Source organism: Tessaracoccus luoxuelianae, from assembly GCF_055326245.1.
Genome location: NZ_JBUZNO010000002.1, coordinates 421,310 through 447,937, shown reverse-complemented (window position 1 = coordinate 447,937; position 26,628 = coordinate 421,310). Strand labels below are relative to the sequence as shown.

The 26,628-nt window shown below is 69.6% G+C and carries 20 protein-coding genes, 1 tRNA gene and 1 pseudogene; 3 read left to right on the top strand and 19 right to left on the bottom strand.

The window, feature by feature from the left end; genetic code table 11:
- Positions 1-41: 41 nt before the first annotated feature.
- Positions 42-2,006, top strand: coding sequence for an oxidoreductase (locus ACZK39_RS04720; RefSeq protein ID WP_463612658.1), 1,965 nt, complete (start codon positions 42-44; stop codon positions 2,004-2,006).
- Positions 2,007-2,205: 199 nt separating this feature from the next.
- A complete protein-coding gene (locus ACZK39_RS04715; protein WP_182782753.1) occupies positions 2,206-2,598 on the top strand; it encodes a hypothetical protein in 393 nt (130 codons plus the stop codon).
- Positions 2,599-2,942: 344 nt separating this feature from the next.
- Here ACZK39_RS04715 and ACZK39_RS04710 read toward each other — a convergent pair.
- The 7 genes and pseudogenes from ACZK39_RS04710 to metH form a co-directional block, all read right to left on the bottom strand.
- Positions 2,943-3,016 (bottom strand) — tRNA-Pro (locus ACZK39_RS04710).
- A gap of 134 nt (positions 3,017-3,150) precedes the next feature.
- Entirely contained in the window at positions 3,151-3,579 is a 429-nt protein-coding gene (locus ACZK39_RS04705; RefSeq protein WP_182782723.1) for an OsmC family peroxiredoxin, read from the bottom strand.
- Between the two features lie 93 nt (positions 3,580-3,672).
- The gene (der, locus tag ACZK39_RS04700; RefSeq protein ID WP_182799927.1) at positions 3,673-5,037 is read right to left on the bottom strand and encodes a ribosome biogenesis GTPase Der; all 1,365 of its coding nucleotides are present in this window, start codon (positions 5,035-5,037) and stop codon (positions 3,673-3,675) included.
- 1 nt (position 5,038) lies between these two features.
- Positions 5,039-5,695, bottom strand: a complete 657-nt coding sequence (cmk, locus tag ACZK39_RS04695) for a (d)CMP kinase (protein WP_463612657.1) — start codon at positions 5,693-5,695, stop codon at positions 5,039-5,041.
- Positions 5,692-6,765 (bottom strand): prephenate dehydrogenase, encoded by a 1,074-nt coding sequence (locus ACZK39_RS04690; protein ID WP_182782720.1) that lies wholly within the window; start codon positions 6,763-6,765, stop codon positions 5,692-5,694. The genes cmk and ACZK39_RS04690 overlap by 4 nt, the downstream gene beginning before the upstream one ends.
- Positions 6,762-8,341, bottom strand: a pseudogene (locus ACZK39_RS04685) (HAD-IA family hydrolase). The gene ACZK39_RS04690 and the pseudogene ACZK39_RS04685 overlap by 4 nt, the downstream one beginning before the upstream one ends.
- Positions 8,331-11,810 (bottom strand): methionine synthase, encoded by a 3,480-nt coding sequence (gene metH, locus ACZK39_RS04680; protein ID WP_463612656.1) that lies wholly within the window; start codon positions 11,808-11,810, stop codon positions 8,331-8,333. Before metH ends, ACZK39_RS04685 begins: the two are co-directional and overlap by 11 nt.
- Positions 11,811-11,846: 36 nt before the next feature.
- Here metH and ACZK39_RS04675 point away from each other — a divergent pair, with 36 nt between their 5' ends.
- The gene (locus ACZK39_RS04675; protein ID WP_182799923.1) at positions 11,847-12,698 is read left to right on the top strand and encodes a proteasome assembly chaperone family protein; all 852 of its coding nucleotides are present in this window, start codon (positions 11,847-11,849) and stop codon (positions 12,696-12,698) included.
- 161 nt (positions 12,699-12,859) lie between these two features.
- Here the strand turns inward: ACZK39_RS04675 and rpe are convergent, their stop codons facing one another.
- The 12 genes from rpe to carA form a co-directional block, all read right to left on the bottom strand.
- On the bottom strand, positions 12,860-13,513 hold the full coding sequence (gene rpe, locus ACZK39_RS04670) for a ribulose-phosphate 3-epimerase (RefSeq protein ID WP_182799922.1): 654 nt from the start codon (positions 13,511-13,513) through the stop codon (positions 12,860-12,862).
- Between the two features lie 21 nt (positions 13,514-13,534).
- The gene (locus ACZK39_RS04665; protein ID WP_463612655.1) at positions 13,535-14,839 is read right to left on the bottom strand and encodes an RsmB/NOP family class I SAM-dependent RNA methyltransferase; all 1,305 of its coding nucleotides are present in this window, start codon (positions 14,837-14,839) and stop codon (positions 13,535-13,537) included.
- Positions 14,836-15,750 (bottom strand): methionyl-tRNA formyltransferase, encoded by a 915-nt coding sequence (gene fmt / locus ACZK39_RS04660; protein ID WP_182782714.1) that lies wholly within the window; start codon positions 15,748-15,750, stop codon positions 14,836-14,838. Before fmt ends, ACZK39_RS04665 begins: the two co-directional genes overlap by 4 nt.
- Positions 15,747-17,681 carry a primosomal protein N' family DNA-binding protein gene (locus tag ACZK39_RS04655; RefSeq protein ID WP_463612654.1) on the bottom strand — a complete coding sequence of 645 codons (1,935 nt, stop codon included), beginning with the start codon at positions 17,679-17,681 and terminating at the stop codon, positions 15,747-15,749. The genes fmt and ACZK39_RS04655 overlap by 4 nt, the downstream gene beginning before the upstream one ends.
- A gap of 1 nt (position 17,682) precedes the next feature.
- Positions 17,683-18,870: a methionine adenosyltransferase gene (metK, locus tag ACZK39_RS04650; protein WP_182799919.1), complete on the bottom strand. Its 1,188-nt coding sequence runs from the start codon at positions 18,868-18,870 to the stop codon at positions 17,683-17,685.
- Between the two features lie 85 nt (positions 18,871-18,955).
- Entirely contained in the window at positions 18,956-19,309 is a 354-nt protein-coding gene (rpoZ, locus tag ACZK39_RS04645) for a DNA-directed RNA polymerase subunit omega (protein WP_220489309.1), read from the bottom strand.
- 29 nt (positions 19,310-19,338) lie between these two features.
- Entirely contained in the window at positions 19,339-19,896 is a 558-nt protein-coding gene (gmk, locus tag ACZK39_RS04640) for a guanylate kinase (RefSeq protein ID WP_182782711.1), read from the bottom strand.
- Positions 19,897-19,922: 26 nt separating this feature from the next.
- Entirely contained in the window at positions 19,923-20,234 is a 312-nt protein-coding gene (mihF, locus tag ACZK39_RS04635) for an integration host factor, actinobacterial type (RefSeq protein WP_463612653.1), read from the bottom strand.
- Positions 20,235-20,335: 101 nt separating this feature from the next.
- Positions 20,336-21,145, bottom strand: coding sequence for an orotidine-5'-phosphate decarboxylase (gene pyrF / locus ACZK39_RS04630; protein WP_463612652.1), 810 nt, complete (start codon positions 21,143-21,145; stop codon positions 20,336-20,338).
- Positions 21,142-22,200 carry a quinone-dependent dihydroorotate dehydrogenase gene (locus tag ACZK39_RS04625; protein WP_463612651.1) on the bottom strand — a complete coding sequence of 353 codons (1,059 nt, stop codon included), beginning with the start codon at positions 22,198-22,200 and terminating at the stop codon, positions 21,142-21,144. Before ACZK39_RS04625 ends, pyrF begins: the two co-directional genes overlap by 4 nt.
- Positions 22,197-25,499: a carbamoyl-phosphate synthase large subunit gene (carB, locus tag ACZK39_RS04620; protein WP_459054450.1), complete on the bottom strand. Its 3,303-nt coding sequence runs from the start codon at positions 25,497-25,499 to the stop codon at positions 22,197-22,199. Before carB ends, ACZK39_RS04625 begins: the two co-directional genes overlap by 4 nt.
- Positions 25,499-26,623, bottom strand: coding sequence for a glutamine-hydrolyzing carbamoyl-phosphate synthase small subunit (gene carA, locus ACZK39_RS04615; RefSeq protein WP_182782706.1), 1,125 nt, complete (start codon positions 26,621-26,623; stop codon positions 25,499-25,501). The genes carB and carA overlap by 1 nt, the downstream gene beginning before the upstream one ends.
- Between the last annotated feature and the right edge of the window lie 5 nt (positions 26,624-26,628).

The window sequence follows — 26,628 nt, the reverse complement described above, 5'->3', positions numbered from 1 at the left end:
CACGGGACTTCACCCGCTCGGACAGCTGAGGAAGCGTTCACATGACCACATTCGAGCACCTGCTGCAGCCGATCACGATCGGCAACCTCCAACTCAGGAACCGGCTGCTCCTGACCCCCATGGGTACCGAATTCGGCACCCACGACGGGCATTCGACGCCGGCAGAGGCGGCCTACTACGGCGAGCGCGCCAAGGGCGGCACTGGCTTGGTGATGACCGGCATCAACTTCGTCTCCGGGATCTTCGATCCGATTGCCCCCGGCCTCTCGCGCATCGACACCGACGCACACACCCCCGGCATCAAGGCGATCGCGGACGCAGTCCACGAGGGGGGCAGCGTCCTCGCCCTGCAGTTGACGATGGGGCTTGGGCGCAACAACCAGTATTGCCAGACCCTGAACATGGAGCCGCGGTCATCGTCGGACAACACGTGGTTCTTCGACCCGGGCGTGCTGTGCAAGCCGCTGGAGGTCGAGGAGATCCAGCGCATCGTGTCCGATACCGGAGAGGCCGCCCGCCGGGCCTTCGAGGCGGGCGTCGATGTGATCGACATCCACGGCCACACCGGCTACCTGGTCGACCAGTTCATGAGTTCGTGCTGGAACCGCCGCACCGACCAGTACGGGGGCAGCACCGAGAACCGCTGCCGCTTCGCCGCTGAACTCATTTCCGCGATCAGGAAGAACGCCCCGGGGCTGCCAGTCAGCTTCCGCATCTCGGTGAATCACCGCTTCGAGGGCGGCCGGAGCTGGCAGGAGACCCGAGAGATCGTCCAACACCTGGAGAAGGCCGGCATCGACCTGCTCATTTGCGACGACGGCTCCTACGAGGCCATGGACTACGTCTTCCCGCCCTACTACCTCGGCGACGACTGCATGGTCTCGGCGGCTGAGGCAGTGAAGCCAGTCGTCAGCATCCCCGTCGCAGCCTGCGGCAATATCACGCCTGAGAGCGGCGAGAAGGTGCTGGCCCGCGGCGCCGCCGACATGATCGGCATCGGGCGCGGACTCATCGCCGACCCGCACATCATCCGCAAGATCGAAGCCGGCCAAGCTGCCCGAATCCGTCCCTGTATCCGCTGCAACCAGCTCTGCACGGGGAATGCCTTCAACGGCAAGGCGATCGGCTGTGCAGTGAACCCCGAGGTCGCACACGAGGCGGATCGCATCATCACCAAGACCGCCATGCCGAAGAGGATCGTGATTGTCGGCGCCGGTCCGGCCGGCCTCGAGGCGGCGCGGGTCGCGGGCCTGCGCGGCCACACGGTTGACGTCTACGACAAGGAGAGCCGCATCGGAGGCGTACTTTTCCCGGCCGCGACGCCGGACTTCAAGCGCGAGCTGCGGAAGATGATCGACTGGTGGGCCGGTGAGCTCGCCGAACTGCCGAACGTGACCGTCCACCTTGATGCCGAGATCACTCAGGACTCGGCCGAGCTGGCAGAAGCCGACGAGATCATCGTGGCTACGGGTTCGCACCCGCTGCACCCGCCGATTCGCGGCATGGACAAGCCGATCGTCATGGACGTCATCGACGCTCATACAGGTGGGCAGCCCGCCCACCGCGTCATCATCTGCGGCGGCGGCCTGTCCGGCGCCGACCTCGGCCTCGAACTCGCTCAGGACGGTCACGAGGTGACAGTGGTCGAAATGCTGGACGAGATCGCCCGTGACATGTTGTTCCTCAACCGCATTTCGCTGCTGCGCTCGATGGCTGAGTGCAACGTTCAGATCCTGACAAGCCACAAGGTGAAGGAGATCACCGACACCGGCGTCGTCGTCGAAGGACCCGACGGCGAGGTGACACTGGAAGCCGACACAGTGGTAGCGGCCTTCGGCGTGCGGCCGGCACAGGAACTGGCTGAGGAACTCGGCAAGGTCGGTGCCGGGGCTCCGTTCGCTGCGCAGACGGCCAACCGGCCGGTCCACCCCGTCGGTGACTGCGTGACACCCCGCAAGGTCGGTGACGCAATCAACGATGCCTACGAGCTGGCATTCAGCCTCTGACCGACCGGGCTGAAGCAGATGGGGTCGGGGACTTTGGGAACTCGGCAGCGTAGTCGACGAACCAAGTGCTATCCAGTCCGCGGCGCCTCTCTTTGACGGTTCGTCGCCAGCTGGCCTGGGGTGCGACTAGCGTGAAATCAGGGTCTGCGGCGACCGGTTCCAGGGCATCGGCAGCCCCGTTCGACAGAGAGGGTCTCCCATGTCCGGAATCATGAGGCAGATCGGCCGGCTCACCCGGCTCCCGTGGTGCTGCCGTCCGCCGGCAGCCCCATCAGGGCTGACCGCGACCCCGGCCGGGGGCAGCGCGGAGGTCCAGGTCACCTGGAATCCGCTGGCCGCCCCGGCTTCCGTGGCGCACTATCGGGTCTATCGCCGCAAGTTCATCGGGCAGTTCGACCTGCTGGCCGTAGTCACGGCCGACGCCGTGGGGGTCCTGGTGCCGGGCAAGCTGGGGATCGTGGACGCTCCCGACTACTGGCCGTGGCCCTCTGGCAGCGATCCCTCGGCGGAGCGCTGCTACGCAGTGTCGGTGGTGTCGACCCGGGGCCTGGAGGGGCCGATGTCCGGAGTGGCCTGCGCCTGGCCGTCATAGCCCGAGCATGCGTGGCCCGGCTTCCAGGACCTGGGAGCTTCAACCCGGAGTGGCACAGTGCGCGCTCAGCCGGCCTTGTTGGTTTGAATTGGTCAAGACGCCGTTCGGGCCAGACGACGATCTAGGATTCACGATCTGGCAGGCTCTGGTCTGTCTGCAGGATGCTATCCATGTGGCGGTTTCTGTGCATATACGCAGAAACCGCCACATGGATAGCATCCTGCAGGACCATCGCCAGAGAGGGGAGTTGTACCGGCTACCGATGGCCCGGACCCTAGGATTCGTGAGGGGTGCAAAGACCCCGGTGATCGCGGTGAATCACGTGTGACAAGGTGTTTCACTTGTCGGGCTGACAGGATTTGAACCTGCGACCCCTTGACCCCCAGTCAAGTGCGCTACCAAGCTGCGCTACAGCCCGCCGTCGCCATCTCTGGCAACTCGCACAGCTTAGCGACTTTGCCCGGACTTGGCACATCGACCCATCCTGTCAGTTCCGACGCGACGGGCAGGCGTCAAGGATGACGACTGCCCGATCGCGTCCAGGAGCCCAGCTCACTCCTCGAAACTGGCGTCCATCGTGATCTCGACACCGGCCAGCGCCTGGGATACGGGGCATTCGGCCTTGGCCGTCCCCGCGAAGGCGAGGAACTCGTCCGCGGTCAACCCGGGCACCCGGCCGACGACCGTGAGGTGGCTCCCGGTGATGCCCGTCCCCGGAACGAACGTGACGTCGGCCTTCGTATCCAGGGAGGCCGGGGGCGTGTCATTCTTGGCCAGGATGTTCGACAGCGCCATCGAGAAGCACGTGGCGTGCGCGGCCGCAATGAGCTCCTCCGGATTGGTAGCCCCTTGCCCGGACTCCGCGCGAGCGCCCCATGCCACGTCGAACGTCGCGAGGCCGGAGGTCACCAATTCGACCTGTCCCGAGCCTTCGAAGAGGCTGCCTTCCCAATGTGTCTGTGCGGTGCTGGTGGTTGCCATGATGGATCTCCTACTGTCGGCCCCGAGGGGTCAGTTGCTCTGACCTCCACCCAACCACACCGTCGGCCTCCTCGGGAAGAGCCACCAGGTCGATCAGACGCGGTCCTTGCGCTTCTCCCGCGCCCGGACCTCAACCTGCACGGGTGATCCGACGAAGCCGAAGTCCTCGCGCAGCCGGCGCTCGACGAAGCGCTTGTACTGCTCGTCCATGAGCCCGCTGGTGAAGAGCACGAACATGGGCGGGCAGTTGTGCGCCTGCGTGCCGAAGAGAATGCGCGGCTGCTTGCCGCCCCGCACCGGGTGCGGGTGTGCCGCGGCGAGTCGGCCGAGGAAGGCGTTCAGCTTGCCGGTGGAGATTCTGGTCTCCCACCCTGCCGCAGCGGCCTCGATGGCCTTACTGAGCTTGTCGACGTTGCGGCCGGTCAGCGCCGAGATGTTCACGGTGGGCGCCCAGCGCCAACCCGTCAGGTCGCGGTCGATCTCACGCTCCAGATACTTGCGCCGCTCCTCGTCGGTGAGATCCCACTTATTGAACGCAATGACCATCGCGCGCCCCGCATCCTCGATGGAGTTGAGGATGCGCAGGTCCTGGTCCGTGAGCGGCTCGGAGGCGTCGATCACCATGATGCAGACCTCGGCGCGCTCGATCGCCGCCTGTGTGCGGAGGCTGGCGTAGTACTCGTGCCCGCTGGCCTCCTTGACGCGGCGGCGGATGCCGGCGGTGTCGATCAGCCGATACACCTGTCCACCCACCTCGACGATCTCGTCGACGGGGTCCACGGTGGTGCCGGAGATGTCCGAGACCACGACCCTCTGCTGGTCGGCCAGCTTGTTCAGCAGGGACGACTTGCCCACGTTGGGCTTCCCGACGATGGCCACGCGACGCGGCCCGGCCGCCTCGACCTCGGCCTCCCGTGGCGCCTCAGGCAGCGCGGCGAGGAGCGCATCGAGGAGATCACCGGAGCCGCGACCGTGCATGGCCGAGACGGGGTACGGCTCACCCAGCCCCAGGTTCCACATGGTGGCGGCCATCACCTCGTGGCGTTGATCGTCGACCTTGTTGGCGGCCAGAACGACGGGCTTGTTTGATCGGCGCAGGACGCGGACCACGGCCTCATCCTCGTCGAGGGTGCCGACGTGGGCGTCCACCACGAACAGCACAGCGTCCGCCAACGAGATGGCCAGTTCTGCCTGCTCCGCGATCTGCGCTGCCATGCCCTGGGCGTCGGAGAGCCAACCACCCGTGTCCACGAGCACGAACTCGCGGCCGTTCCAGTTGGCGTCGTAGGACACGCGGTCTCGCGTGACGCCGGGTTGATCCTGCACCACCGCCTCGCGGCGGCCAAGGATGCGGTTGACCAGCATCGACTTGCCGACGTTGGGCCGCCCGACGACGGCAACGATCGGCTTGCGCAGCTCGCTCACAGTGGCTCCTTGGTCTTGGTGCGGACTCTCCATCCTACTGGGAGCGGACAAGCGCGACGATTCGCTCAACCACCTCGTCGGGGCTGAGCCACGTGGAGTCGATCACCGTGACCCCCTCGGCGGCCTCGGTGAAGTTTGCCACCGTCGAGTCGTCGCGATCCCGACGCAACACTTGGTCCGTCACCTCGTCCGCGGTGGCGAGGTCCGCCACCTCGGCCGCGCGGCGCGCCACTCGTGCCGCCGGGTCCGCGACGAGGAGCACCCTCACATCGGCGTCAGGTGCGACGACGGTGGTGATGTCGCGGCCCTCGACCACCATCCGACCGCCGTGCTCATCGATGATGCGGCGCATCATGGAGGTCAGCAGACGCCGGACCTCGAGGTTCGTGGCGATCCGGGACACGGCCGCCGAGATCCGGGGCTCCCGGATCTCGAGAGTCACATCCGTCCCGTCGATGACGAACGCTGGCGCATCGGGAGAGGTCCGCACCACAAGGTCGCAGCCCGCCACCAGTGCCGCCGCCTCCTCGTCCGAGGCGCCGTCAGGGTAGCGGCGCAGATACTCGGTGGTGGCCGCGCGGTACATGGCGCCGGTGTCCAGGTAGCCGAGCCCCAGACGGCCGGCCAGGAGCTTCGCGGTGGTGGACTTCCCCGACCCGCTGGGCCCGTCGATCGCGATCAGCAAGCTCATTGAACGCCTCCCCTTCCGGCCCAGCCGGTCCACCCGCGGGCCACGATGTCTGCCCGCAGCTGCTCCGCCATCTCGCGCTCCACCGAGATCGACAGGTAGCCCACCTCGCGGACCGGGTCGTGCGTGAGCTCGAAGTCTTCCACGTTGAACCCGGCCTCGCCGATGTCGGTGAACAGCCGACCCAGCGCGCGGGGCTCGTCCGGGATCTCGACCGTGACCGACACCGTGTCCAGCGGGTCGTGGCCGTGCTTGCCCACCAGCGAGTGGGCGCCCGCCTGGCCCATCGCCAGGAACCGCTCGAGCTCCTCGGGCTGGTCCAGGACGCCGATGAGGTGGCTGAGATCCTGTGCCACCTCGCTCAGCTCGTGCCTCACCGCCCCCGCGTTCGCGGTCAGGATCTGGCGCCAGAGAGCCGGGTCCGAGCCGGCGATGCGCGTGACGTCACGGATCCCCTGCCCCGCCAGCCTCAGATTGCCCGCCGGCACCTCCCTCAGATGGCTGGCCGTCAGGATGCTCATCAGGTGCGGAACGTGGCTGACCTGCGCCACCGCCTCGTCGTGCTCCGCCGGGGGCATCGTCACCACCAGCGCGCCCACATCCCGGGCCAACTGCTCGACGGCGACCACATCCTCCGGGGCGTTCCCCTCGACGGGGGTCACCACCCAGGTGCGGTCGCGGAACAGGTCCCCCGACGCCGTGAGCGGACCGGTGAACTGCGAGCCGGCCATGGGATGCGAACCGACGTAGCGGCGGTGTTCGGGCACCAGGGTGGCGACGGCGGCGAGGATGGGCGCCTTCACGGACCCGACGTCGGTCACCACAGCGTCAGGGAACTTGCCGAGGACCTCAGCCACCAGTGCGGGGATCACGGCGGGCGGGGTGGCCACCACCACGATGTCCGGGTTGTCCGTGGACTCGTCGCTGATGCGTCCGGCGCCGAGCCCGGCGGCCACCAGGGAATGCGAGGAGACGATGTCCCACAGCATCACGTCGTAGCCGGCACGGGTCAGCGCCAGGCCCAGCGACGACCCCACCAGGCCGGCGCCCAGGATCAGCACCCGCCGCGTCATGCCCTGCCGCCGAGCTCGGCGGGGATGTTCGCCGGCCGGGGGCCCTGATAGTCGGGTCCGTAGGCACCGGGGGCGGGGCGCCGCTTGCGCATCGGCGCCGCGACCCCGGGCGCCAACCGTCGGGAGGTGATGAGGAAGCCGGTATGCCCCGAGGTGCCGTGGCCCGGCCTGATGGCGAGGCCCTCGGCGTGCCAGTCCCGCACCGTGGTCTCGGTGGCGTGCGGCTCGGTGAATCCCCCGTGGGCCCGGAACGTGTCGGCCACCTTGCCGAGCTGGGTGGCTGTCGCCACGTAGCAGGTGAGCACCCCGCCGGCGACGAGGCGCTCCCCCACGGCGTCGATGCACTCCCACGGCGCCAGCATGTCCAGCACCGCACGGTCGATGGGCTCGTCGTCGATGGCCTCCACGAGGTCCCCGACGGTCAGCCGCCAGGCGGGGTGCGGCCCCCCGAGGAAGGCCTCGACGTTGCCGCGGGCCACGTCGGCGAACTGCTGGCGGCGCTCGTAGGAGTGCAGCGAACCCTCAGGCCCGATGGCGCGCAGCAGCGCGATCGACAACGCGCCCGACCCGACGCCTGCCTCCAGTACGCGGGCGCCCGGGTAGATGTCGGTCCACATGAGGATCTGCGCGGCGTCCTTGGGATAGATGACGGCGGCGTCCCGCGGCATCGAGACCATGAACTCACTCATCAGCGGCCGGAACGCCAGATACTGCTGCCCCCCGGCGGAGGTCACCGTGACGCCCTCAGGTCCGCCGATCAGCTCGTCGTGGCTGACGGCACCCTTGGTGGTGTGCCAGACCCCGCCGTCCTTCAGGAGGATCGACTTGCGGCGGCCCTTGCCGTCGGTGAGAGTGACCCGGTCCCCCGCCTTGAGCGGGCCTGTGTTCACGCCGGAAAGGTTCATCTGACTTCCTTCAACTCACGCCACACGCTGGCCAGCTCCGGCCACGTGGTGGTGGTCAGCCCGCGGGAGGAGACATGCATGCGGGGATGCGGCGGCAGGTCCACCATCGACGGGACAGCGTAGACCACCGCACCCGCGGCCAGCGCGGCGGTGGTCCCGGGGACGGAGTCCTCCAGGGCCACAGCATCCTCGGCGGCCACGCCCAACCTGGAGGCCGCCGTCAGGTAGCCCTCGGGGTGCGGTTTCGCCCGCGACACCTCGTCGACGGTCACGATGACCTCCACGTTGCCGGGCAGCCGCTCGCGGGCCGCCTCCAGGATGATGCGGTCGCTGGCGGTGACGATGGCGCACGGCACGCCCGCGTCGGCCAGCTCGGCCATCAGCTCCCGCGCCCCGGCCATCCACGGCAGGTCGTGGGCGCGGATGTGGGCGGCGATGCGCTCATGGAGCTCCTGCCACACCGAGGCCGCCTCCTCCGGGATTCCCATGTCGTCGGCCATCATCTGCGCGGTGATCATGGCGTGCTGCCCGTGGCAGGCCAGCATCATGTCCTCACCCCACTCGACGCCGTACCCGGCCAGCATCTCGCGCTCTGTGGCGGCCCACAGCGGCTCGGTGTCCACCAGGGTGCCGTCGAAGTCCCAGAGGACCGCCTTCGGCTCAGCCTGCATTGAAGTACTTCGCCTCGGGGTGGTGCACGACGATGGCGTCGGTGGACTGCTCGGGGTGCAGCTGAAGCTCCTCGCTCAGCTCCACGCCGATGCGCGACGGATCGAGCAGCGCCACCAACTTCGCGCGGTCCTCGAGATCCGGGCAGGCGGGGTAGCCGAATGAGTAGCGCGACCCGCGGTACGCCTGGTCCCGGATGGCGGCGGTGATGTCGGGGCTGGCGGCGAAGCCGAGGTCCTCGCGGATGCGGCTGTGCCACAGCTCTGCCAGCGCCTCGGTGAGTTGCACGGAGAGTCCGTGCAGTTCCAGGTAGTCACGGTAGGCGTTGGCCTCGAAGATTCGTTGCGTTGCCTTGGCGACCTCCGCCCCCATGGTGACCAGCTGCATCGCCAGGACGTCCGGGCCGTGGGCGGCGGCCTCCTCCTCGTCGCGGAAGAAGTCCGCCAGGCACAGCCGCTTGTCGCGGCGCTGCCGCGGGAACGTGAACCGTGCCACCTCGCGTGCCGGATCCTCCGGCGACCCGACGATCAGCGTCTCCCCAGCCGAGTGCACCGGGAAGTAGCCGTAGACCACTCCGAAGTTGGCGAGGTTGTCGGTCTTGATCCGGTCCAGCCACATCCGCAGCTGCGGCATGGCCTCGGTCTCGACGAGCTCCTCGTAGGAGGCGCCGTCGCGCAGCGGCTTGAGCCCCCATTGCCCCAGGAACGTGGCCCGGTGGTCCAGCCAGGCTGCCACCTCGGCCAGGGCGATGCCCTTCACCACGCGGGTGCCCCAGAACGGGGGCGTGGGCACGTCGACGCCACGGGCGACCTCCGAGCGGACCCCCAGCTCCGGCTCCACGACCTCCACCAGGGAGGTCTTGGCGTAGCGGCGCTTCCGCGGCGCGGGCAGCGCCGCACCCGGAATGCCCTGCTTGACGGCCATCACGGCGTCCATCAGCGCCAGGCCCTCGAAGGCGTCCTTGGCGTAGCGCACCTCGCCGTCGAACATGTCGCCGAGGTCGTGCTCGACGAAGGTCCTGGTCAGCGCCGCGCCGCCGAGGAGAACCGGGTACTTCTCCGCCAGACCGAGGCGGTTGAGCTCGGCGAGGTTGTCCTTCATCACCAGCGTGGACTTCACCAGGAGCCCGGACATGCCGATCGCGTCCGCCCCGTGCTGCTGGGCGGCCTCGACGATGGCCTGGATGGGCTGCTTGATGCCGATGTTGATCACCGTGTAGCCGTTGTTGCTGACGATGATGTCGACGAGATTCTTGCCGATGTCGTGCACGTCGCCGCGGACCGTCGCCAGCACCAGGGTGCCCTTCCCGGCATCGTCGTCGGCCTTCTCCATGTGGGGCTCGAGATAGGCCACCGACTGCTTCATCACCTCGGCGGACTGCAGCACGAATGGGAGCTGCATCTGGCCGGACCCGAACAGCTCCCCCACCACCTTCATGCCCGCCAGGAGGTCCTCGTTGATGATGTCCAGCGCGGCCTTGCCCTGGAGGGCCTCATCCAGGTCCGCGGCGAGGCCCTTGCCCTCACCATCGATGATGCGGCGCTGCAGCCGCTCGGCCAGCGGGAGCGCGGCCAGCTCGGCGGCACGCGAAGCCCGCACCGAGGCCGCCGTCACGCCCTCGAACAGGTCCAGGAACTTCGTCAGAGGATCGTAGTCACCGTCCCGGCGGTCGTAGACGAGGTCCAGCGCGACCAGGCGCTGCTCCTCAGGGATGCGGTCCATGGGGATGATCTTGGCGCTGTGAACGATGGCCGAGTCCAGGCCGGCGACGACGCACTCGTGCAGGAACACCGAGTTGAGCACCATGCGCGCCGCTGGGTTGAGGCCGAAGGACACGTTGGACACGCCCAAGGTGGTGCGTACCCCGGGATAGCGGCGTTTGAGCTCGGAGATGGCCTCGATGGTCTCAATGCCGTCGCGCCTGGTCTCCTCCTGGCCCGTGGCGATGGGGAACGTGAGGCAGTCGACGAGGATGTCGCCGACGTCCATCCCCCAGTTGCCCACCAGGTCGTCGATGAGGCGGGACGCCACCCGCACCTTCCACTCGGCCGTGCGCGCCTGGCCCTCCTCGTCGATGGTGAGCGCCACCACGGCGGCACCGTGTTCGCGCACCATCGGCATGATGCGCCCGAATCGCGATTCCGGCCCGTCCCCGTCCTCGTAGTTGACCGAGTTGATGATGCTGCGGCCCGCCAGCCGCTCCAACCCGGCCTGGAGGACGGGCGGCTCGGTGGAGTCGAGGACGACCGGAAGGGTCACCGAGGTGGAGAGCCGGGCGGCGAGCACCGCCATGTCGGCGGCACCGTCGCGCCCCACGTAGTCCACGCACAGGTCCAGCACGTGGGCCCCGTCACGGGCCTGCGCCTTCGCGATGTCCACACACTCGTCCCAGTTCTCCGCCAGCATGGCGTCGCGGAACGCCTTGGAGCCGTTGGCGTTGGTGCGCTCCCCGATGCTGAGGTAGCTCGCGTCCTGCGCGAACGGCACCTCGATGTACAGCGACGACGCCGCCCGCTCGGTCTCCGGGTGCCTGGGCACCACCTCGCGGCCGGCGTAACGCTCAGCCAGCAGCCGGATGTGCTCGGGCGTGGTGCCGCAGCAGCCCCCGATCATGGCAAGGCCGAACTCCTCGACGTAGGCCCCGAGTGCGTCGGCCAACCCGTCGGGGCCGAGGGGGTAACGGGCGCCGTCGGCGGTCAACTCCGGGAGCCCGGCGTTGGGCATGGCTCCGATGGCGATGCCGGCGCGCCGCGACAGATGCCTGAGGTGCTCGCTCATCTCCGCCGGGCCGGTGGCACAGTTGAGGCCGATGCAGTCCACGCCCAACGCCTCGAGAGTGGTCAGCGCAGCGCCGATCTCCGAGCCGAGCAGCATGGTGCCGGTGGTCTCGACGGTGACGTTGATCAGGATCGGCAGCTCCACCCCCATCCGCTCGCGCGCGCGCTTGGCGGCGATGACGGCCGCCTTGGCCTGAAGCAGGTCCTGGCAGGTCTCAATCTGCACCGCGTCGATGCCGCCGCGGATCATCGCCTCCACCTGCCGCTGGTAGGCGTCCCGGATGTCGGCGAACGCGATGTGGCCCAGCGTAGGCAGCTTGGTGCCCGGGCCCATGGAGCCGAGCACGAAGCGGGGCCACTCGTCGGTGCTGAACTCGTCCGCGACACCGCGCGCGATCCTGGCCGCAGCCTCAGCCAACTCCTCGAGGCGGTCCACGATGTCGTACTCGGCCAGCGCCGCCAGGTTGGTGCCGAACGAGTTGGTCTCCACCGCGTCCGCGCCGGCCTCGAAGTAGGCGCGGTGCACGGAGGCCACCACATCCGGGCGGGTCACGGACAGGATCTCGTTGCAGCCCTCAAGCCCCAGGAAGTCCTCATCGACGGACAGCTCGCCGAAGGACTGCAGCATGGTCCCCATCGCCCCATCGGCGACGAGGACGCGACGGTTCAACAGGTCAGAGAGGGTTTTCGACACCCGCACAGGCTACCTGCCCCACTGTAGGGTGGAACAATGCAGTTCACGCCGCTGGAGGGTCTTCGGGAGCCAGCCGTCGTCATCGCCTTCTCGGGCTGGAACGACGCGGGCAATGCCGCCAGCGACCTGATGCGCCACCTCATCGACGCCTACCCCGGCACGGACGCGGGCATCATCGACGACGAGCGGTACTACGACTTCCAACACACCCGTCCACTCCTGCAACGCGCGGTGGACGGACCATGGGTGGAGTGGCCCGCCGTGCGGATCCGGGTAGTCCATCACCCCGAGCGCGACATCGTGGTCATGCTGGGTCCCGAGCCCAACCTGCTGTGGCGCACGTTCGCCGCCGAGCTGATCGGGCGGATCAAGCAGATCGAGCCGGAGATCGTCCTGTTCCTCGGCGCGATGCTGAGCGACACCCCCCACTCGCGCCCGCTCCCGGTGGGGCTCTACACCTCGGATCCGATGGTGGAGCGCACCTTCCACATGCAGAACAACGACTACACGGGACCAACCGGGATGATCGGAGTGGCGAGCCAGCTGATGATCCACGAGCGGATTCCCGCGGCGTCCCTGTGGGTCTCGGTGCCGCACTATGTGTCCACACCACCCAACCCCAAGGCCCAGGACGCACTGCTGACCGAGTTGGAGGGCGTCCTCAAGATCTCCGTGGACCACAAGAGCATCCCCGAGGAGGCGGTGCGCTGGTCCTCTGCCGTGGATCAGCTGAGCCAGCAGGACCCGGACATCGCCGAGTACATCGAGCAGCTCGAGGAGGCCCGGGACCAGGAGGAGGTCAAGGAGGCCACCGGCGACACGATCGCGGCCGAGCTGGAGAAGTTCCTCCGACGCCAGATCGAGGACGAGGAGTCCGACGGAGGCTAGGGAACCACTGATCAATCATGTCCCGGCTGCGGCGCACCGGATCGGGCGATCTGACACCCCTCCATCTGGATATGGACGTCAAGTACACGCACCAGATGTCGGGGCGCCATATCATCCCGCCCGGCACGTCCTCGCCGAGAACAGCATTGATCAGTGCTTCCTTAGTGTGCGCAGGCCGCCACAGCGGCCTCGCGCAGCTCGCGCACCATGACGTCGGGATCCGGCGCGCTGTAGACCGCGGACCCGGCGACGAACGTGTCCGCCCCGGCCTCCGCGCAGCGCCCGATCGTCTCGGGGCTGACGCCCCCGTCGACCTGCAGCCAGATGGGTCGATCCCCGATGAGCGCCCGGGTCCGGCGAATCTTGGGCAGCACCACGTCCAGGAACTTCTGTCCCCCGAAGCCAGGCTCCACCGTCATGAGCAGGACCATGTCCACCTCGCCGAGGATGTCGGCGTAGCCCTCGATGGCGGTCGCGGGCTTGAGCGCCATCGAGGCGCGGGCTCCGAGCCGGCGCAGCTCCCGGGCCAAGCGGATGGGCGCCCCTGCGGCCTCGATGTGGAACGTCACGGACTCCGCGCCCGCCTCGGCGTAAGCCGGCGCCCACCGGTCCGGATCCTGGATCATGAGGTGGATGTCCAGCATCTGTCCAGTGACCTTGCGCAGCGCCTCCACCACCGGCAGGCCGATGGTGAGGTTGGGCACGAAGTGGTTGTCCATGACGTCGACGTGGATCATGTCCGCGCCGGGGATCCGGCCGATCTCGACGGCCAGGTTCGCGAAGTCCGCGTTGAGGATGCTGGGCGTGATACGCATGCCCGACAGCCTATCCTCCGGTCAGCCGCGCAGGAGCGCGAGGTACATCGCGTCGGTGCCGTGCCGGTGCGGCCACAGCTGCACGTCCTCGCCCAGCTCGCAATCCGGCACGCCCGGCAGTGAGTCAGCCGCCCTGAGGCGGCGCACGTGGGGGCGTTCCCGCAGCACGTCGTCGACCACCTCGACGGTCTCCGCGCGGTGGGGGGAACACGTGACGTAGGCCACCACCCCACCGGGCACGACGGAGTCCAGCGCGTGCCGCAGCAGCGAGCGCTGAAGCTCGCCCAGGGCAGTGACGTCCTCGGGGCGACGGCGCCAGCGCGATTCCGGGCGGCGCCGCAGCGCTCCCAGTCCGCTGCACGGCACGTCCACCATCACGCGGGCAAACGATCTGCCCCACGCGGGGGCGGTGCCGTCCGCGGCGATGGTGACGTGCCCGGTCGGATAGGCAGACAGCGCCTGGCGCACCAGGCGGGCCCGGTGCTCCTGCGCCTCGCTCGCCAGCAGCCACTCCCCCGCCTCCACGGCCAGCCCAGCCAGCAGTGCGGCCTTGCCGCCCGGGCCGGCGCAGGTGTCCATCCACGGCCCGTCGGGGGCGTCGGTGAGGGCCAGGGCCCACGCCACCAGCTGGGAGCCCTCGTCCTGCACCCCGGCGCGACCCTCGCGGACCGCGGCCTGGTCCGCCGGCGCTCCCTGGGCCACGGCACCGAACGGCGAATATCTGGTGGGCGTGGCGCCGTCCAGCTCCGCGGGGCTGGCGAGCCCCGGCCGCACCACCAGCGTGGGCCTGGGGTTCACGTTGTTGGCCGCGAGGGCCTCCGGCAAATCCTCGGGGGGCAGGAGGTCGGCATAAGCCTCGACGATCCACCGCGGATGGTGGCCCGTGATGGCTAGTGCCCCGATCTCGTCGGCATCGGCGGACAGCTGCGCGGTCCATTCGTCCAGGCTCCTTGCGGAGATTTTGCGCAGCACCGCGTTGACCACTCCCGTCACGCGCTGCCCCACGGTGGAGCGGGCCAGGTCAACGGTGGCCCCGACGGCGGCGTAGCGCTTGATGCCCATCGACAGCACCTGGTGGGCGCCCAGCCTGAGCAGGTCCACCACGGCCGGTTGAAGCGAGGACAGCGGCCGCCCTGCGGCGGCCTCGATGATGGCGTCGTAGGTGCCCATCAGCCGGCAGGTGCCGGCCACGAGTTCCGTGACAAGGGCGGCATCGCGTGAGTCAAGGCCGGCCACAGCGAGCCGCTTGGCCAGGGCGAGGTTGGCGTAGGCGTCCTCGCCGGTGACCTGGCGCAGGACATCGAACGCGACGCGACGGGCGCTCACGCGAGCACCGTGGACTCGACGCCGCCGCGCGCCCAGTCCGCCGCCGGGATCCGGCGCTTCCCGGGGGCCTGGACCTCCAGGAGTTCCAGCGCCACCGAGCCGGTGCCGACGAGGACCCGTCGTTTCGTGGCGGAGAGCTCTCCCGGGCCCAGGGAGGGGGCGTCCGGCGCGGGCGCGGACCGGTACACCTTGAACCGCTGACCGTCCAGCTCGCACCACGCTCCGGGGTCCGGCGAACAGCCCAGGATGAGGCGGTGGATCTCCCTGGCCGGGCGGCTCCAGTCGATCCGCGCCTCCTCGACGCTGATCTTGCGCGCGATGGTGACCCCGTCGGTGAGCTGCGGCGTGGGGGCGAGCCCCGCCTGGACGAGGTCCATGGCGGTGACCAGCTGGCGGGCGCCGGTCTCTGCGAGGAGCGCCAGGACCTCTCCGGCGGTTCCCTCGGGCATCGGCAGCGACTCCATGAGGTACACGTCCCCCGCATCGAGCTCCTTGACGATCCGGAAGCAGGTGGTCCCGATCTCATCGTCGCCGGCCATGATGGCCCGCTGCACCGGGGCGGCGCCGCGCCAGCGCGGAAGCAGCGAGAAGTGCAGGTTGACCCAGCCGTGGAGGGGGATCTCGAGCGCCGACTGCGGCAGCAGCGCACCGTAGGCCACCACCGCGCAGGCGTCCGGCGCGATCGCCCGGAGGCGGGCCTGGAAGTCCTCGTCGCGCGGATGGGTGGGCTTCAACACCTCGATGCCCAGCTCTGCGGCCCGAGAGGCCACCGGTGAGGCGCTCATCCGGCGCCCGCGACCCGACGGCGCATCCGGGCGCGTCACCACCGCCACCACGTCGTGATCCGACGCCACCAGTGCGTCCAACGACGCGACCGCCACCTCGGGGGTCCCCGCGAACACGAGCCTCATCTGTCCTCCAACGTCTCAGGGTCGACATGTATGCCGAGCAGGCCACGCTCCTTGCGCGCCGAGCGGATCGCCGCCGCGCTCTTCACCCGGACGGTGAGGTCCCTCGCCCGCTCGACGGGGACCCTCAGGAGCGCCGCCCACCTCTCAGGCCCCACCTCTGTGGGACCGAGGATATCGACTCCCTCCCAGTCGTCGTTGTCCAGGAACTCACGCACGCCTTCAGGCTCCCCGACGATCCGGGCCAGCTTGACCGCCGGGCTCAGCCCCGCCTCGGCACGGTCCTCGAGCTCACGGGACGCGAAACCCGCCAGATCTGCCCGCACCATCGCCTGCACAGCGGGGTGCGGCGAGGGGCCGACGATGAGGACCGATCCGCCCTCGCGAGGGCCCCGGGCAAGGGCGGCCGCGTTCGCCCATCGCCGCACCGACTCCTCCGAGGCGCGAAGCTCCGCCCGGTTGAGCGCAACCTCGGCGTCCAGGATCAGCACACCCGCGTAGCCGGTGGGAGCGATCGGCTCGGCCCCCGGCGTCGACACCACGATGGCGGGCTCGTCCGGGGCCTCGTCGCGGATCCGATCGGCCGAGCTGTTGAGCGCCAACACGCCGGGAAAGGCCCGGGCCAGTTCCTCGGCAGTCCTCGCGGCCCCGGGCAGCGGGGTGCGGAGAGCCGACGTGTGGCAGTGGGGACAGGACCAGCGCACAGGCGTGTGCCCGCACAGCGCACACTCCGGCACGCCTCGCCGCCGCTCCCGCATCGGCCCCCCGCACTTGTCGCAGACGGCGCGGTTGAAGCAGCGGGCACAGCTCAGCGCCCCGGCGTAGCCGCTCATCGGCACCTGCACGAGCACGGGCCCCTGCGCGAGATGGTCGCGGAGGAAGCGGAAGGCCACGGACGGGATCCTCAGCCGGGCCGCCGACGGGTCGCGCTCCCGGTCCTCCTCGGCCACCACCCGCACAGGCGTGGAGACGCGCCGCGCCTGCGCCGGGGGCAACGAGAGCTCCCGCAGCCAGCCCCGTTCCACAAGCGCCTGCGCGTCGGTGGAGCGGCCGTGACCGGCGATCAGCAGGGCGGGCCCCTGACGGGCGGAGCGGACGACGGCGACGGCCCGGGTATGCGGATGGGGCGCGCGCGGCTCGGCGTGGGCGTCATTGCCGTCGTCGACCACCACCAGCAGGCCGAGGTCACGCATGGGCGCGTAGACAGCGCTGCGGGTGCCCACCATGATGCGCGCCTCCCCCCTGGAGGCCGCCAGGAAGGCGCGATACCGGGCGGATCGCCCACTCTCCGCGGCGAGCGTGCCGACGGAGCCGTGCCCGAACACCGTGCGCAGGCGGGCTGCCGCCACCGCGAGTTCGCGCATGGTGGGGACCACCACCAGGGCCGAACGGCCGGAGCGCAGGGTGGCGTCGACGGCCTCCGTCACCCCACCGACCAGGTCTCCCACCCCGCCGAAGACGGCCGCCACCTGCCACAGCACCCTCGGCGAGCGGCCCTCCGCGAGCGCCTCCAGCAGGGCCTGTCCGTCGGGGTACCCGGGCAGCACCGTGGCCTGCTCCAATGGCTTGGGCTCGGACCAGGCGCGCTGGGGGGCTTTCTCGGTGGCGGCGTGGCGCGGGGGGATGGCCAGCCGTGCCACGTCAGGCCAGGTGCCCGCGTAGTGGTCCGCGACGGCGCGGATCAGCTCGTAGAACTCGGGCGTCACGATGGGCTCGGAGGACACCACTTTGCCCAGCTTCGCCAGCGCGGACACCTCGGACTTGTCGGCCAACTCGATGAGCCATCCGTCCCGGGTGGTGCCCGCGAAGGGCACCTTCACCCGCGACCCGGGCACGGCCGTCTCCGCGAGCGCCTCGGGCACCTCGTAGTCGAAGAGCCGGTCCAGGTGGGCCAGAGGCACGTCGACGGCGACCCGCGCCACCCGCGGGGTCATGTCAGCCCTTGACGGCTGCGGCCAGAGCTGCGGCGCGGTCCGTTCGCTCCCAGGTGGCGGTGGGGAGTTCGCGCCCGAAGTGGCCGTAGACGGTGACGTTGCTGTAGATGGGGCGCAAAAGGTCCAGGTCCCGCACGATCGCGCCGGGGCGCAGGTCGAAGGTGGTCAGCACCGCGTCGCGGATCCGGTCCTCCGGCACCACTGAGGTTCCGAAGGTGTCCAGGTAGAACCCGACGGGGTGCGCGGTCCCGATGGCGTAGGCCACCTGCACCTCACAACGCTCCGCGAGTCCGGCGGCCACCACGTTCTTCGCCACCCAGCGCATGGCGTAGGATGCCGAGCGGTCCACCTTGGAGGGGTCCTTCCCGGAGAAGGCGCCGCCGCCGTGACGGGCCATGCCGCCATAGGTGTCGACGATGATCTTGCGCCCTGTCAGGCCAGCGTCGCCCATGGGGCCACCGATGACGAACTTGCCGGTGGGGTTGACCAGAACCCGCCGCGGGGCGTGGAAGCCGTAGCGCTGCAGCACCGGCTCGATGACCTCGCGGGTGATGTCCGGCTGGATGCGCTCGAGGCTGACGTCCGCGCTGTGCTGGGAGGAGACCACCACTGTGTCGATGCCCACCGGGCGGCCGTCGTCGCCGTACTCGACGGTGACCTGCGTCTTGCCGTCCGGGCGCAGGTAGTCCAGCACGCCAGTCTTGCGGACCTCGGTGAGCCGCTCGGCGAGGCGATGGGCCAGATCGATGGGCAGCGGCATGAGGGTGGGGGTCTCTGTGCAGGCGAACCCGAACATCAGCCCCTGGTCGCCGGCTCCCTGGAGGCTGATCAGGTCCTGCTCGGCTCCGGTGCGGTGCTCGAAGGCGTCGTCGACGCCCTGGGCGATGTCCGGTGACTGCGCCCCGATGGCCACGCTCACCCCGCAGGAGGCGCCGTCGAACCCCTTGCGCGAAGAGTCGTAGCCGATGTCCAGGATCCGTTGCCGGGCCAGGCCCGCCACGTCCACGTAGCCGGTGGTGGAGACCTCGCCGGCCAGGACGACGAGTCCGGTGGTGACGAGGGTCTCCACAGCGACGCGGGCGACGGGATCCTGCTCGAGCAACGCGTCGAGGACGGCGTCGGAGATGGAGTCCGCGATCTTGTCGGGATGACCCTCGGTCACCGATTCGGAGGTGAACAGACGGCTCATGCGAGCACTCCTAGCGCGGCGACAAGCCGCATCGTGGGGTTGTCAACGGCGGCAACAAGCCGCCCCCTGGAGGTGGGACGTTCGGTCAGGACGCGGAGTCGGGCTCCGGCGCGGTGTCGGCGAAGGGATCCACGAACGAGAACGCCGGATCCGCCTCTGCGGTGCGGGCGGCCTCGGCCTCGGCCTCGGGATCGATCTGGGTGAACTGCAGCATGCCCTCGTTCATCTCACGCAGGGCGATGGACAGCGGCTTCTCCTCCGGCGCGGCGGCGACCATGGGGCCGACATTCTCGAGCAGGCCCTCGCCGAGCTGCGAGTAGTAGGCGTTGATCTGCCGGGCGCGCTTGGCCGCGAACAGGACGAGCCGGTACTTGGAGTCGATATTCTCCAGCAGCGAATCGATCGGCGGGTAGGTGATGCCTTCTGGCTGACTGTTCAAGGTGTTCCTTCTGAAAGAGTGCGGCCCGATCACAGGCCCATCAAGCTTACCAAAGCCGCCACGGTTTCCTCGATCTCGGTGTTTTCGATCACGACATCGGCCTCCGCCTGGGCCTCCAGCTCCAGTTTGGCTGTGTTCAGCCTACGCTCCTGGGCCGCCTCGTCCTCTGTGCCGCGCCCGCGCAGCCGGGATACCAGCTCGTCCCAGGTGGGCGGGGTGAGGAACACAAGCCGGGCCGACGGGAGGTTTCGTTTGACCTGGCGGGCGCCTTGGAGGTCGATCTCCAGGACGACGGGGCGGCCGGCCGCGACGGCCTCGACCACCGGCCGGCGAGGAGTCCCGTAGTAGTGCGTGCCGTGAACCACGGCCCACTCCAGCAGTTCGCCCGCCTCGATCAGCCGCCGGAACTCGTCCTCGTCGACGAAGTGGTAGCTGACGCCGTCGGTCTCGCCTGCTCTGGGCGGGCGCGTGGTCAGGGACACCGAGTAGAACAGGTCCGGGTGCAGGGCCCGCAGCCGGGCGCACACCGTGCCCTTGCCGACCGCGCTCGGGCCGGAGATCACCCAGACATTCGCAGCGCCACTCACCCGCCCGAGCTTAGGGCAGCCGCGCGCTACTTGAACAACTCGTTGAGGCGGTCCACCTGGTGCCGGCCGAGCCCGCGGATGCGGCGGTTGGGGGCGATCTGCAGGTTCTCCATGATCTCCGTGGCGCGGGTGATCCCTACCCGGGGCATGGCGCGGAGCAGGTCCACCACCTTGATGCGGGAGAGCGTGTCATCTCCCACCGCCTTGTTCAGGGCGTCGGTGAACGAGACCGTGCTGGTCTTCACCTGCTCCTTCAGCTCGGCGCGTGCACGCCTGGCCTGGGTGGCCGCCTCGCGGGCGGCTTCGAGCTGAGCACTGCTCAATTGAGGAATCGCCATCGGAAGTCCCCTTCACGTCAATGACCTTGACAACCCCAGTTTGGGGCCCTCCGTGAAATGTACCGCTCGGCGGCTCGCCGCGACGCCAAATTGCCGACGAATCAGGTCAGCGCGGCGGTCGATTCGAGCAGCCGCTCGAGGCGCCCGGAGAGGGCCGCCTCCCCTGCTCCGATGACCTCGCGGCTCGCCGTGGGCAGCACGTGGCCCAGCGCCGCCCCGAACGTGGCCCGCAACCCCTCGATGGTGCCCCCCTGGGCGCCGATGCCGGGCACCAGGATGGAGGCGTTGAAGTGGTCCAGGCGGCAGCCGAGCTCCGCATGGGTGCCCCCGACCACCAGCCCCACCGCGTGGTCTGCCGCGGGGTTCAGCCCCGCGACCGTGTCCACCACGTGCTGGGCGACGCTGACATCCCCGCTGCGCGCCAGCTGGATGGGGGCCCCGTCGGGGTTGGAGGTGCGGGCCAGCACGTAGAGCCCCTGACCGCCCGCGACGGCGGCGTCGATGGCCGGCCGAAGCGCGCCCACCCCCAGATAGGGGTTCAGCGTGATGGCGTCGGCGCGGGTGGGGGCGTCGTCGCCGAGGAACGCGGCGGCGTAGCCGGCCATGGAGGATCCGATGTCGCCGCGCTTGACGTCGAGGATGCTGAGCGCCCCGGCGTCGCGGATGTCGCTGAGCACCCGCTCCAGGACCGCGACCCCGCGCGACCCGAACGCCTCGAAGAAGGCCGACTGCGGCTTGAACACCGCCACCCGTCCGCCGAGGACCGCCACGATCCCTCGCGCGCACCGCTCCAGGCCGGACAGGTCGTGCGGGAGGCCCCAGGCATCCAGGACGCTGGGCATCGGGTCGATCCCGACGCACAGCCTGCCGCGCTCGGCGGTGGCGGCGGCGAGACTGGCTGCATAGGTCACGGTGTGGTCCTTTCCAGTTGCTGCAAGGCGCGCACGAGCGCCACGCCCTCGTAGATGAACCCCGTGTAGAGCTGCAGCAGGGTGGCCCCGGCGTCGAACATGCGGGCCCCGTCGCGCGGGCTCATCACCCCGCCGACTCCCATCACGGGCAGCTCGGTCGACGAGGCCAGCCGCTGGACGAAGCCGAGCGCCCTGGCCGTCAGCGGCGCGCCGCTGAGGCCTCCCGCCTCGCGTGCCAGGTGCGCGTCGGCCGGGGCGAGGCCGTCTCGGGCCAGCGTGGTGTTGGTGGCGATGACTCCTGCGGCGGCCGAATCGTTGAGCACGGCCAGGGTCTCGGTGAGGTCTGTGCCGGTGAGGTCCGGTGCCAGCTTGACGAAGATCGGAACCGGACGTGCGGGATCCAGCTCGGCCGCCTCGTCGGTCAGGGCACGCAGGAGCGCCGACAGCTCGGTGGCGGCCTGCAGGCTGCGCAGCCCCGGCGTGTTGGGGCTGGAGACGTTGACCGCCACGTAGTCGGCGAGCGGGGCCAGGAGCCGGAACGAGGAGAGGTAGTCGTCGACGGCGTGGTCCAGGTCGACCACCTTGGACTTGCCGATCGAGATCCCCAGCGGGATGCCCAGCGCCCCGTTGCCGCGCGCCACGCCCTTGGCACGAAGGGTGTCCGCCAGCGCCGCGGCGCCGTGGTTGTTGAAGCCCATCCGGTTGACGATGCCGCGCGAGGCCACCGCCCGGAAGACCCGGGGCCTCGGGTTGCCGGGCTGGGGCAGCGCGGTGACGGTGCCGAGCTCGGCGAACCCGAACCCCAGCCAGGACCATGCCTGGGCGGCGGCACCGTCCTTGTCCAGGCCGGCCGCCACGCCGACCCGGTTGGGGAACCTGACGCCGGCCACCGTCACTGGATCCGCGACGGTGGCGCGCCGGCCGGCGGGCACCCGCGCGAGCATCGCGATCATGTCCTCATGGACCCGCTCCGGGTCCCCTCCCGCGTAGCGGAACAGCCCCGCCCGGAGGGCGTGGTAGCCGACACGAAGCGCCCGCGTGCCCGGCGAGGTCACCTGCGGGCCCAGTCCTGCAGCGAGCGGACGTCCACCTCGCCGCGCTGGAGCGCCTCAATGCCCTGGGTGGCGGCGGCCAGGCCCGGGACGGTGGTGACGACAGGAACGTCCGCGAGCACCGCGGCTGTGCGGATGAGGTATCCGTCCTCGCGTGTACTGGCGCCCGAGGAGGAGCCCTCCGGGGTGTTGAAGATGAGGTCGATCCCGCCGGAGGTGATCAGGTCGACGATGCTCGGCCTGTCGTCGCCCTCGATCATCTCGGAGAGCTTGAGCACCTCTTCGGCGGCCACGCCGTTGCGGCGCAGCACCGAGGCGGTGCCTTTGGTGGCGAGCACCTGGAAGCCCAGGTCCACCAGCCGCTTGATGGGCCAGATCGCGTGACGCTTGTCGCGGTCCGCGATCGAAACGAACAGCTTCCCGGAGGTGGGCAGCGGACCGCCACCCGCGTCCTGCGACTTCGCGTAGGCGGTGCCGAAGTTGTCCGACAGGCCCATCACCTCACCGGTGGAGCGCATCTCGGGGCCGAGCAGCGTGTCGACGAAAGCGCCCGTGGCGGTGCGGAAGCGGTTGAACGGCATCACGGCCTCCTTGACCGCGATGGGGGCGCCTGGCAGGGGCGTGGACCCGTCCCCCTCTGCCCTGAGCTTCCCGTCGGCCCTCAGCTCGGCGATGGTGCGGCCGAGCATGATGAGGGCCGCCGCCTTCGCCAGCGCCGTGTTGGTGGCCTTGGACACGAACGGCACCGTGCGCGACGCGCGGGGATTGGCCTCCAACACGTAGAGGGTGTCGGCGTGCAGAGCGAACTGGATGTTGAGCAGGCCGCGCACCCCTACGCCGTCGGCGATGGCGAGGGTGTGGTGCCGGATCTGGTCGATGATCGCGTCGCCCAGCGTGATCGGGGGCAGCGCGCAGGCGGAGTCGCCCGAGTGGATGCCCGCCTCCTCGATGTGCTCCATGATGCCGCCGATGTACAGCTCGGTGCCGTCGTAGAGTGCGTCGACGTCGATCTCCACGGCGTCGTCCAGGAAGCGGTCCACCAGGACCGGCTGGTTCTCGTTGACGTCGGTGGCCTTGTCGATGTAGCTCTCGAGCGCGTCGTCGGAGTAGACGATCTGCATGCCGCGGCCGCCCAGCACGTAGCTGGGCCGCACCAGCACCGGGTAGCCGATCTCTCCGGCGATGGCCTTGGCCTCCTCAGCCGTGGTGGCCATGCCGTGCTTCGGGGCGGCGAGCCCGGCCCGCGCCAGCACCCGCCCGAACGCGCCCCGCTCCTCAGCCAGGTGGATGGCCTCCGGGGAGGTGCCCACGATCGGCACCCCGGCGTCCTTGAGGGTCTGGGCCAGCTTGAGCGGCGTCTGCCCGCCGAGCTGGCAGATGACGCCCGCCACCGGGCCGGCCTTCAGCTCCGCGTGGTAGATCTCCAGCACGTCCTCGGCGGTCAGCGGCTCGAAGTAGAGGCGGTCCGAGGTGTCGTAGTCGGTCGAGACCGTCTCCGGGTTGCAGTTGACCATCACCGTCTCGTAGCCGGCCTCGCGGAGCGCCATGGTGGCGTGCACGCACGAGTAGTCGAACTCGATGCCCTGGCCGATGCGGTTGGGGCCGGAGCCCAGGATGAGCACCGCCTCCTTGGTGCGGGGCGGCACCTCCGTCTCCTCGTCGTAGGAGGAGTACATGTAGGGGGTCGAGGCCGCGAACTCGGCCGCGCAGGTGTCCACCGATTTGTAGACGGGCCGGATACCCAACGCCCAGCGGACACCGCGCACCACCTCGGTGCTGAGGTTGCGCAGCGAGGCCACCTGGGGATCCGAGAGGCCGTGGCGCTTGGCGTAGCGCAGCACCTCCGGGGTGAGCTCGGGCGCCGCCTGCACCTCGCGGGCCACGTCCAGGATGAGGGCCATCTGGTCCAGGAACCATGGGTCGATCTTCGTGGCCGTGAACACCTGCTCCACGCTGGCACCGGCGCGGAGGGCCTGCATGACGAGCTGGATGCGGCCGTCGGTGGGCTTCGATGCGAGCGCGAGCAGCTCGTCGACCTCCCGCAGGGGGGCGGTGAAGTCGAATGGCGCCGTGGGGTCCTCCAGGGACCGCAGGGCCTTGCCCAGCGCCTCGGTGAAGTTGCGGCCGATGCCCATCGCCTCGCCCACGGACTTCATGTGGGTAGTGAGGATGGGGTCTGCCGCCGGGAACTTCTCGAACGCGAACCGGGGCATCTTGACGATGACGTAGTCCAGGCTGGGCTCGAAGCTGGCGGGCGTTTCGAGGGTGATGTCGTTGGGGATCTCGTCGAGGGTGTAACCCACCGCGACCTTGGCCGCGATCTTGGCGATCGGGAAGCCGGTGGCCTTCGACGCCAAGGCCGAGGAGCGCGACACCCGAGGGTTCATCTCGATCACGATCATGCGTCCGTCGTCGGGGTTGACGGCGAACTGGATGTTGCAGCCGCCCGTGTCCACCCCGACGGCGCGGATCACGCCGATGGCCACGTCGCGCATGCGCTGATACTCGCGGTCCGTCAGCGTCATCGCCGGCGCCACGGTGATGGAGTCGCCGGTGTGGACGCCCATCGGGTCGAAGTTCTCGATCGAGCAGATGATCACGACGTTGTCGGCCTTGTCGCGCATCACCTCCAGCTCGTACTCCTTCCACCCGAGGATGGACTCCTCGATGAGGACCTCCGTCACCGGCGAGGCCGACAGGCCTGCGCCGGCGATCTGGCGCAGCTCCGACTCGTCGTGGGCGAAGCCCGAGCCGACGCCGCCCATGGTGAAGCTGGGTCGCACCACGACCGGGTAGCCGAGCACCTCGGCGGCGGCCAGCACCTCGTCCATCGAGTGGCAGATCTGCGACTTGGCCACCTCCGGCACACCGCCGGGGATGTCGGTCATCGAGACGACGATCTCCTTGAACCGCTCGCGGTCCTCGCCCTTCTGGATGGCGTCGATCGAGGCGCCGATCAGCTCCACGCCGTACCTGGCCAGCACCCCGTTGTCGTGCAGCGACACGGCGGTGTTGAGCGCGGTCTGGCCGCCTAGAGTGGCCAGCACCGCGTCCGGGCGCTCCTTGGCGATGACCCTCTCGACGAACTCCGGCGTGATGGGCTCGACGTAGGTGGCGTCGGCGAAGTCCGGGTCAGTCATGATGGTGGCCGGGTTGGAGTTGACCAGGATGACGCGGAACCCCTCCTCGCGCAGTACCCGGCAGGCCTGCGTGCCGGAATAGTCGAACTCACAGGCCTGCCCGATGACGATCGGGCCGGAGCCGATGACGAGGATCGAGGAGATGTCGGTGCGACGGGGCATCAGGCGTCCTTTGCTTTCATGACGTCGACGAAACGGTCGAAGAGGTAGTTGGCGTCGTGCGGGCCGGCGGCGGCCTCGGGGTGGTACTGCACGGAGAAGGCCGTCAGGCGGCCGTCGCGGTGCAGCTCAAGGCCCTCCACCACATCGTCGTTGAGGCACACGTGGCTGACCGTGGCCTGGCCGTAGGGCGTTTCCGCAGCCCCCTCCAGGGGCGCGTCGACGGCGAAGCCGTGGTTGTGCGCCGTGACCTCGACCTTCCCCGTGGTGCGGTCCATCACGGGCTGGTTGATGCCGCGGTGGCCGAACTTCAGCTTGTAGGTGCCCAGCCCGAGGGCGCGCCCGAACAGCTGATTACCGAAGCAGATGCCGAAGTACGGGATGCCGGCGTCGAGAACCTGCCGCAGCACGGAGACCGGCCCGTCAGCGGTGGCGGGATCGCCTGGGCCGTTGGAGAAGAAGACGCCATCGGGGTTGAGGGCGCGGATCTGCTCGAAGGTGGTGTGTGCCGGCACGACGTGGACGTCCAGACCCCGGGCCGCGAGCTGCACCGGCGTCATGGACTTGATGCCCAGGTCAACCGCCACGACGGTGAACCGGCGCTGCCCCACCGCGGGGACCAGGTAGGGCTCAGCCGTGGTGACGTCCGCGGTGAGGTCGCGGCCCGCCATCTGCGGCTGCTGCACCACCCGGGCGAGCAGCTCGCCGGCGTCGGCCGTCAGGGTGGAGATGCCCACGCGCATGGCGCCGCGGTCGCGGATGTGGCGGGTCAGCGCACGGGTGTCGATGTCACTGATGCCGACGACCCGCTGGGCGTCGAGCTCAGCGTCGAGGCTGCGCCGCGACCGCCAGTTGGAGGGACGCGGCGACGGGTCGCGCACGATGTATCCGGCCACCCAGATGCGGCCCGACTCGTCGTCCTCGTCGTTCCACCCGGTGTTGCCGATGTGGGGGGCGGTGGCGAGCACCACCTGTCCCCGGTAGCTGGGATCGGTCAGGGTCTCCTGGTAGCCGGACATGCCGGTCGAGAAGACCAGCTCGCCGAAGGTCTCACCAGTGGCGCCGAAGGACCGGCCACGAAACACGCGCCCATCCTCCAATACCAGAATCGCAGGAAGGGAACTCATGCGCA

What these genes read in the sequence shown, in the direction of transcription:
- ACZK39_RS04720 (WP_463612658.1), top strand. Translation starts at nt 42, where the DNA reads ATGACCACATTCGAGCACCTGCTGCAGCCGATCACGATCGGCAACCTC.
- ACZK39_RS04715 (WP_182782753.1), top strand. Translation starts at nt 2,206, where the DNA reads ATGTCCGGAATCATGAGGCAGATCGGCCGGCTCACCCGGCTCCCGTGG.
- ACZK39_RS04705 (WP_182782723.1), bottom strand. Translation starts at nt 3,579, where the DNA reads ATGGCAACCACCAGCACCGCACAGACACATTGGGAAGGCAGCCTCTTC.
- der (WP_182799927.1), bottom strand. Translation starts at nt 5,037, where the DNA reads ATGGAGAGTCCGCACCAAGACCAAGGAGCCACTGTGAGCGAGCTGCGC.
- cmk (WP_463612657.1), bottom strand. Translation starts at nt 5,695, where the DNA reads ATGAGCTTGCTGATCGCGATCGACGGGCCCAGCGGGTCGGGGAAGTCC.
- ACZK39_RS04690 (WP_182782720.1), bottom strand. Translation starts at nt 6,765, where the DNA reads ATGACGCGGCGGGTGCTGATCCTGGGCGCCGGCCTGGTGGGGTCGTCG.
- ACZK39_RS04675 (WP_182799923.1), top strand. Translation starts at nt 11,847, where the DNA reads ATGCAGTTCACGCCGCTGGAGGGTCTTCGGGAGCCAGCCGTCGTCATC.
- rpe (WP_182799922.1), bottom strand. Translation starts at nt 13,513, where the DNA reads ATGCGTATCACGCCCAGCATCCTCAACGCGGACTTCGCGAACCTGGCC.
- fmt (WP_182782714.1), bottom strand. Translation starts at nt 15,750, where the DNA reads ATGAGGCTCGTGTTCGCGGGGACCCCCGAGGTGGCGGTCGCGTCGTTG.
- ACZK39_RS04655 (WP_463612654.1), bottom strand. Translation starts at nt 17,681, where the DNA reads ATGACCCCGCGGGTGGCGCGGGTCGCCGTCGACGTGCCTCTGGCCCAC.
- metK (WP_182799919.1), bottom strand. Translation starts at nt 18,870, where the DNA reads ATGAGCCGTCTGTTCACCTCCGAATCGGTGACCGAGGGTCATCCCGAC.
- mihF (WP_463612653.1), bottom strand. Translation starts at nt 20,234, where the DNA reads ATGGCGATTCCTCAATTGAGCAGTGCTCAGCTCGAAGCCGCCCGCGAG.
- carB (WP_459054450.1), bottom strand. Translation starts at nt 25,499, where the DNA reads ATGCCCCGTCGCACCGACATCTCCTCGATCCTCGTCATCGGCTCCGGC.
- carA (WP_182782706.1), bottom strand. Translation starts at nt 26,623, where the DNA reads ATGAGTTCCCTTCCTGCGATTCTGGTATTGGAGGATGGGCGCGTGTTT.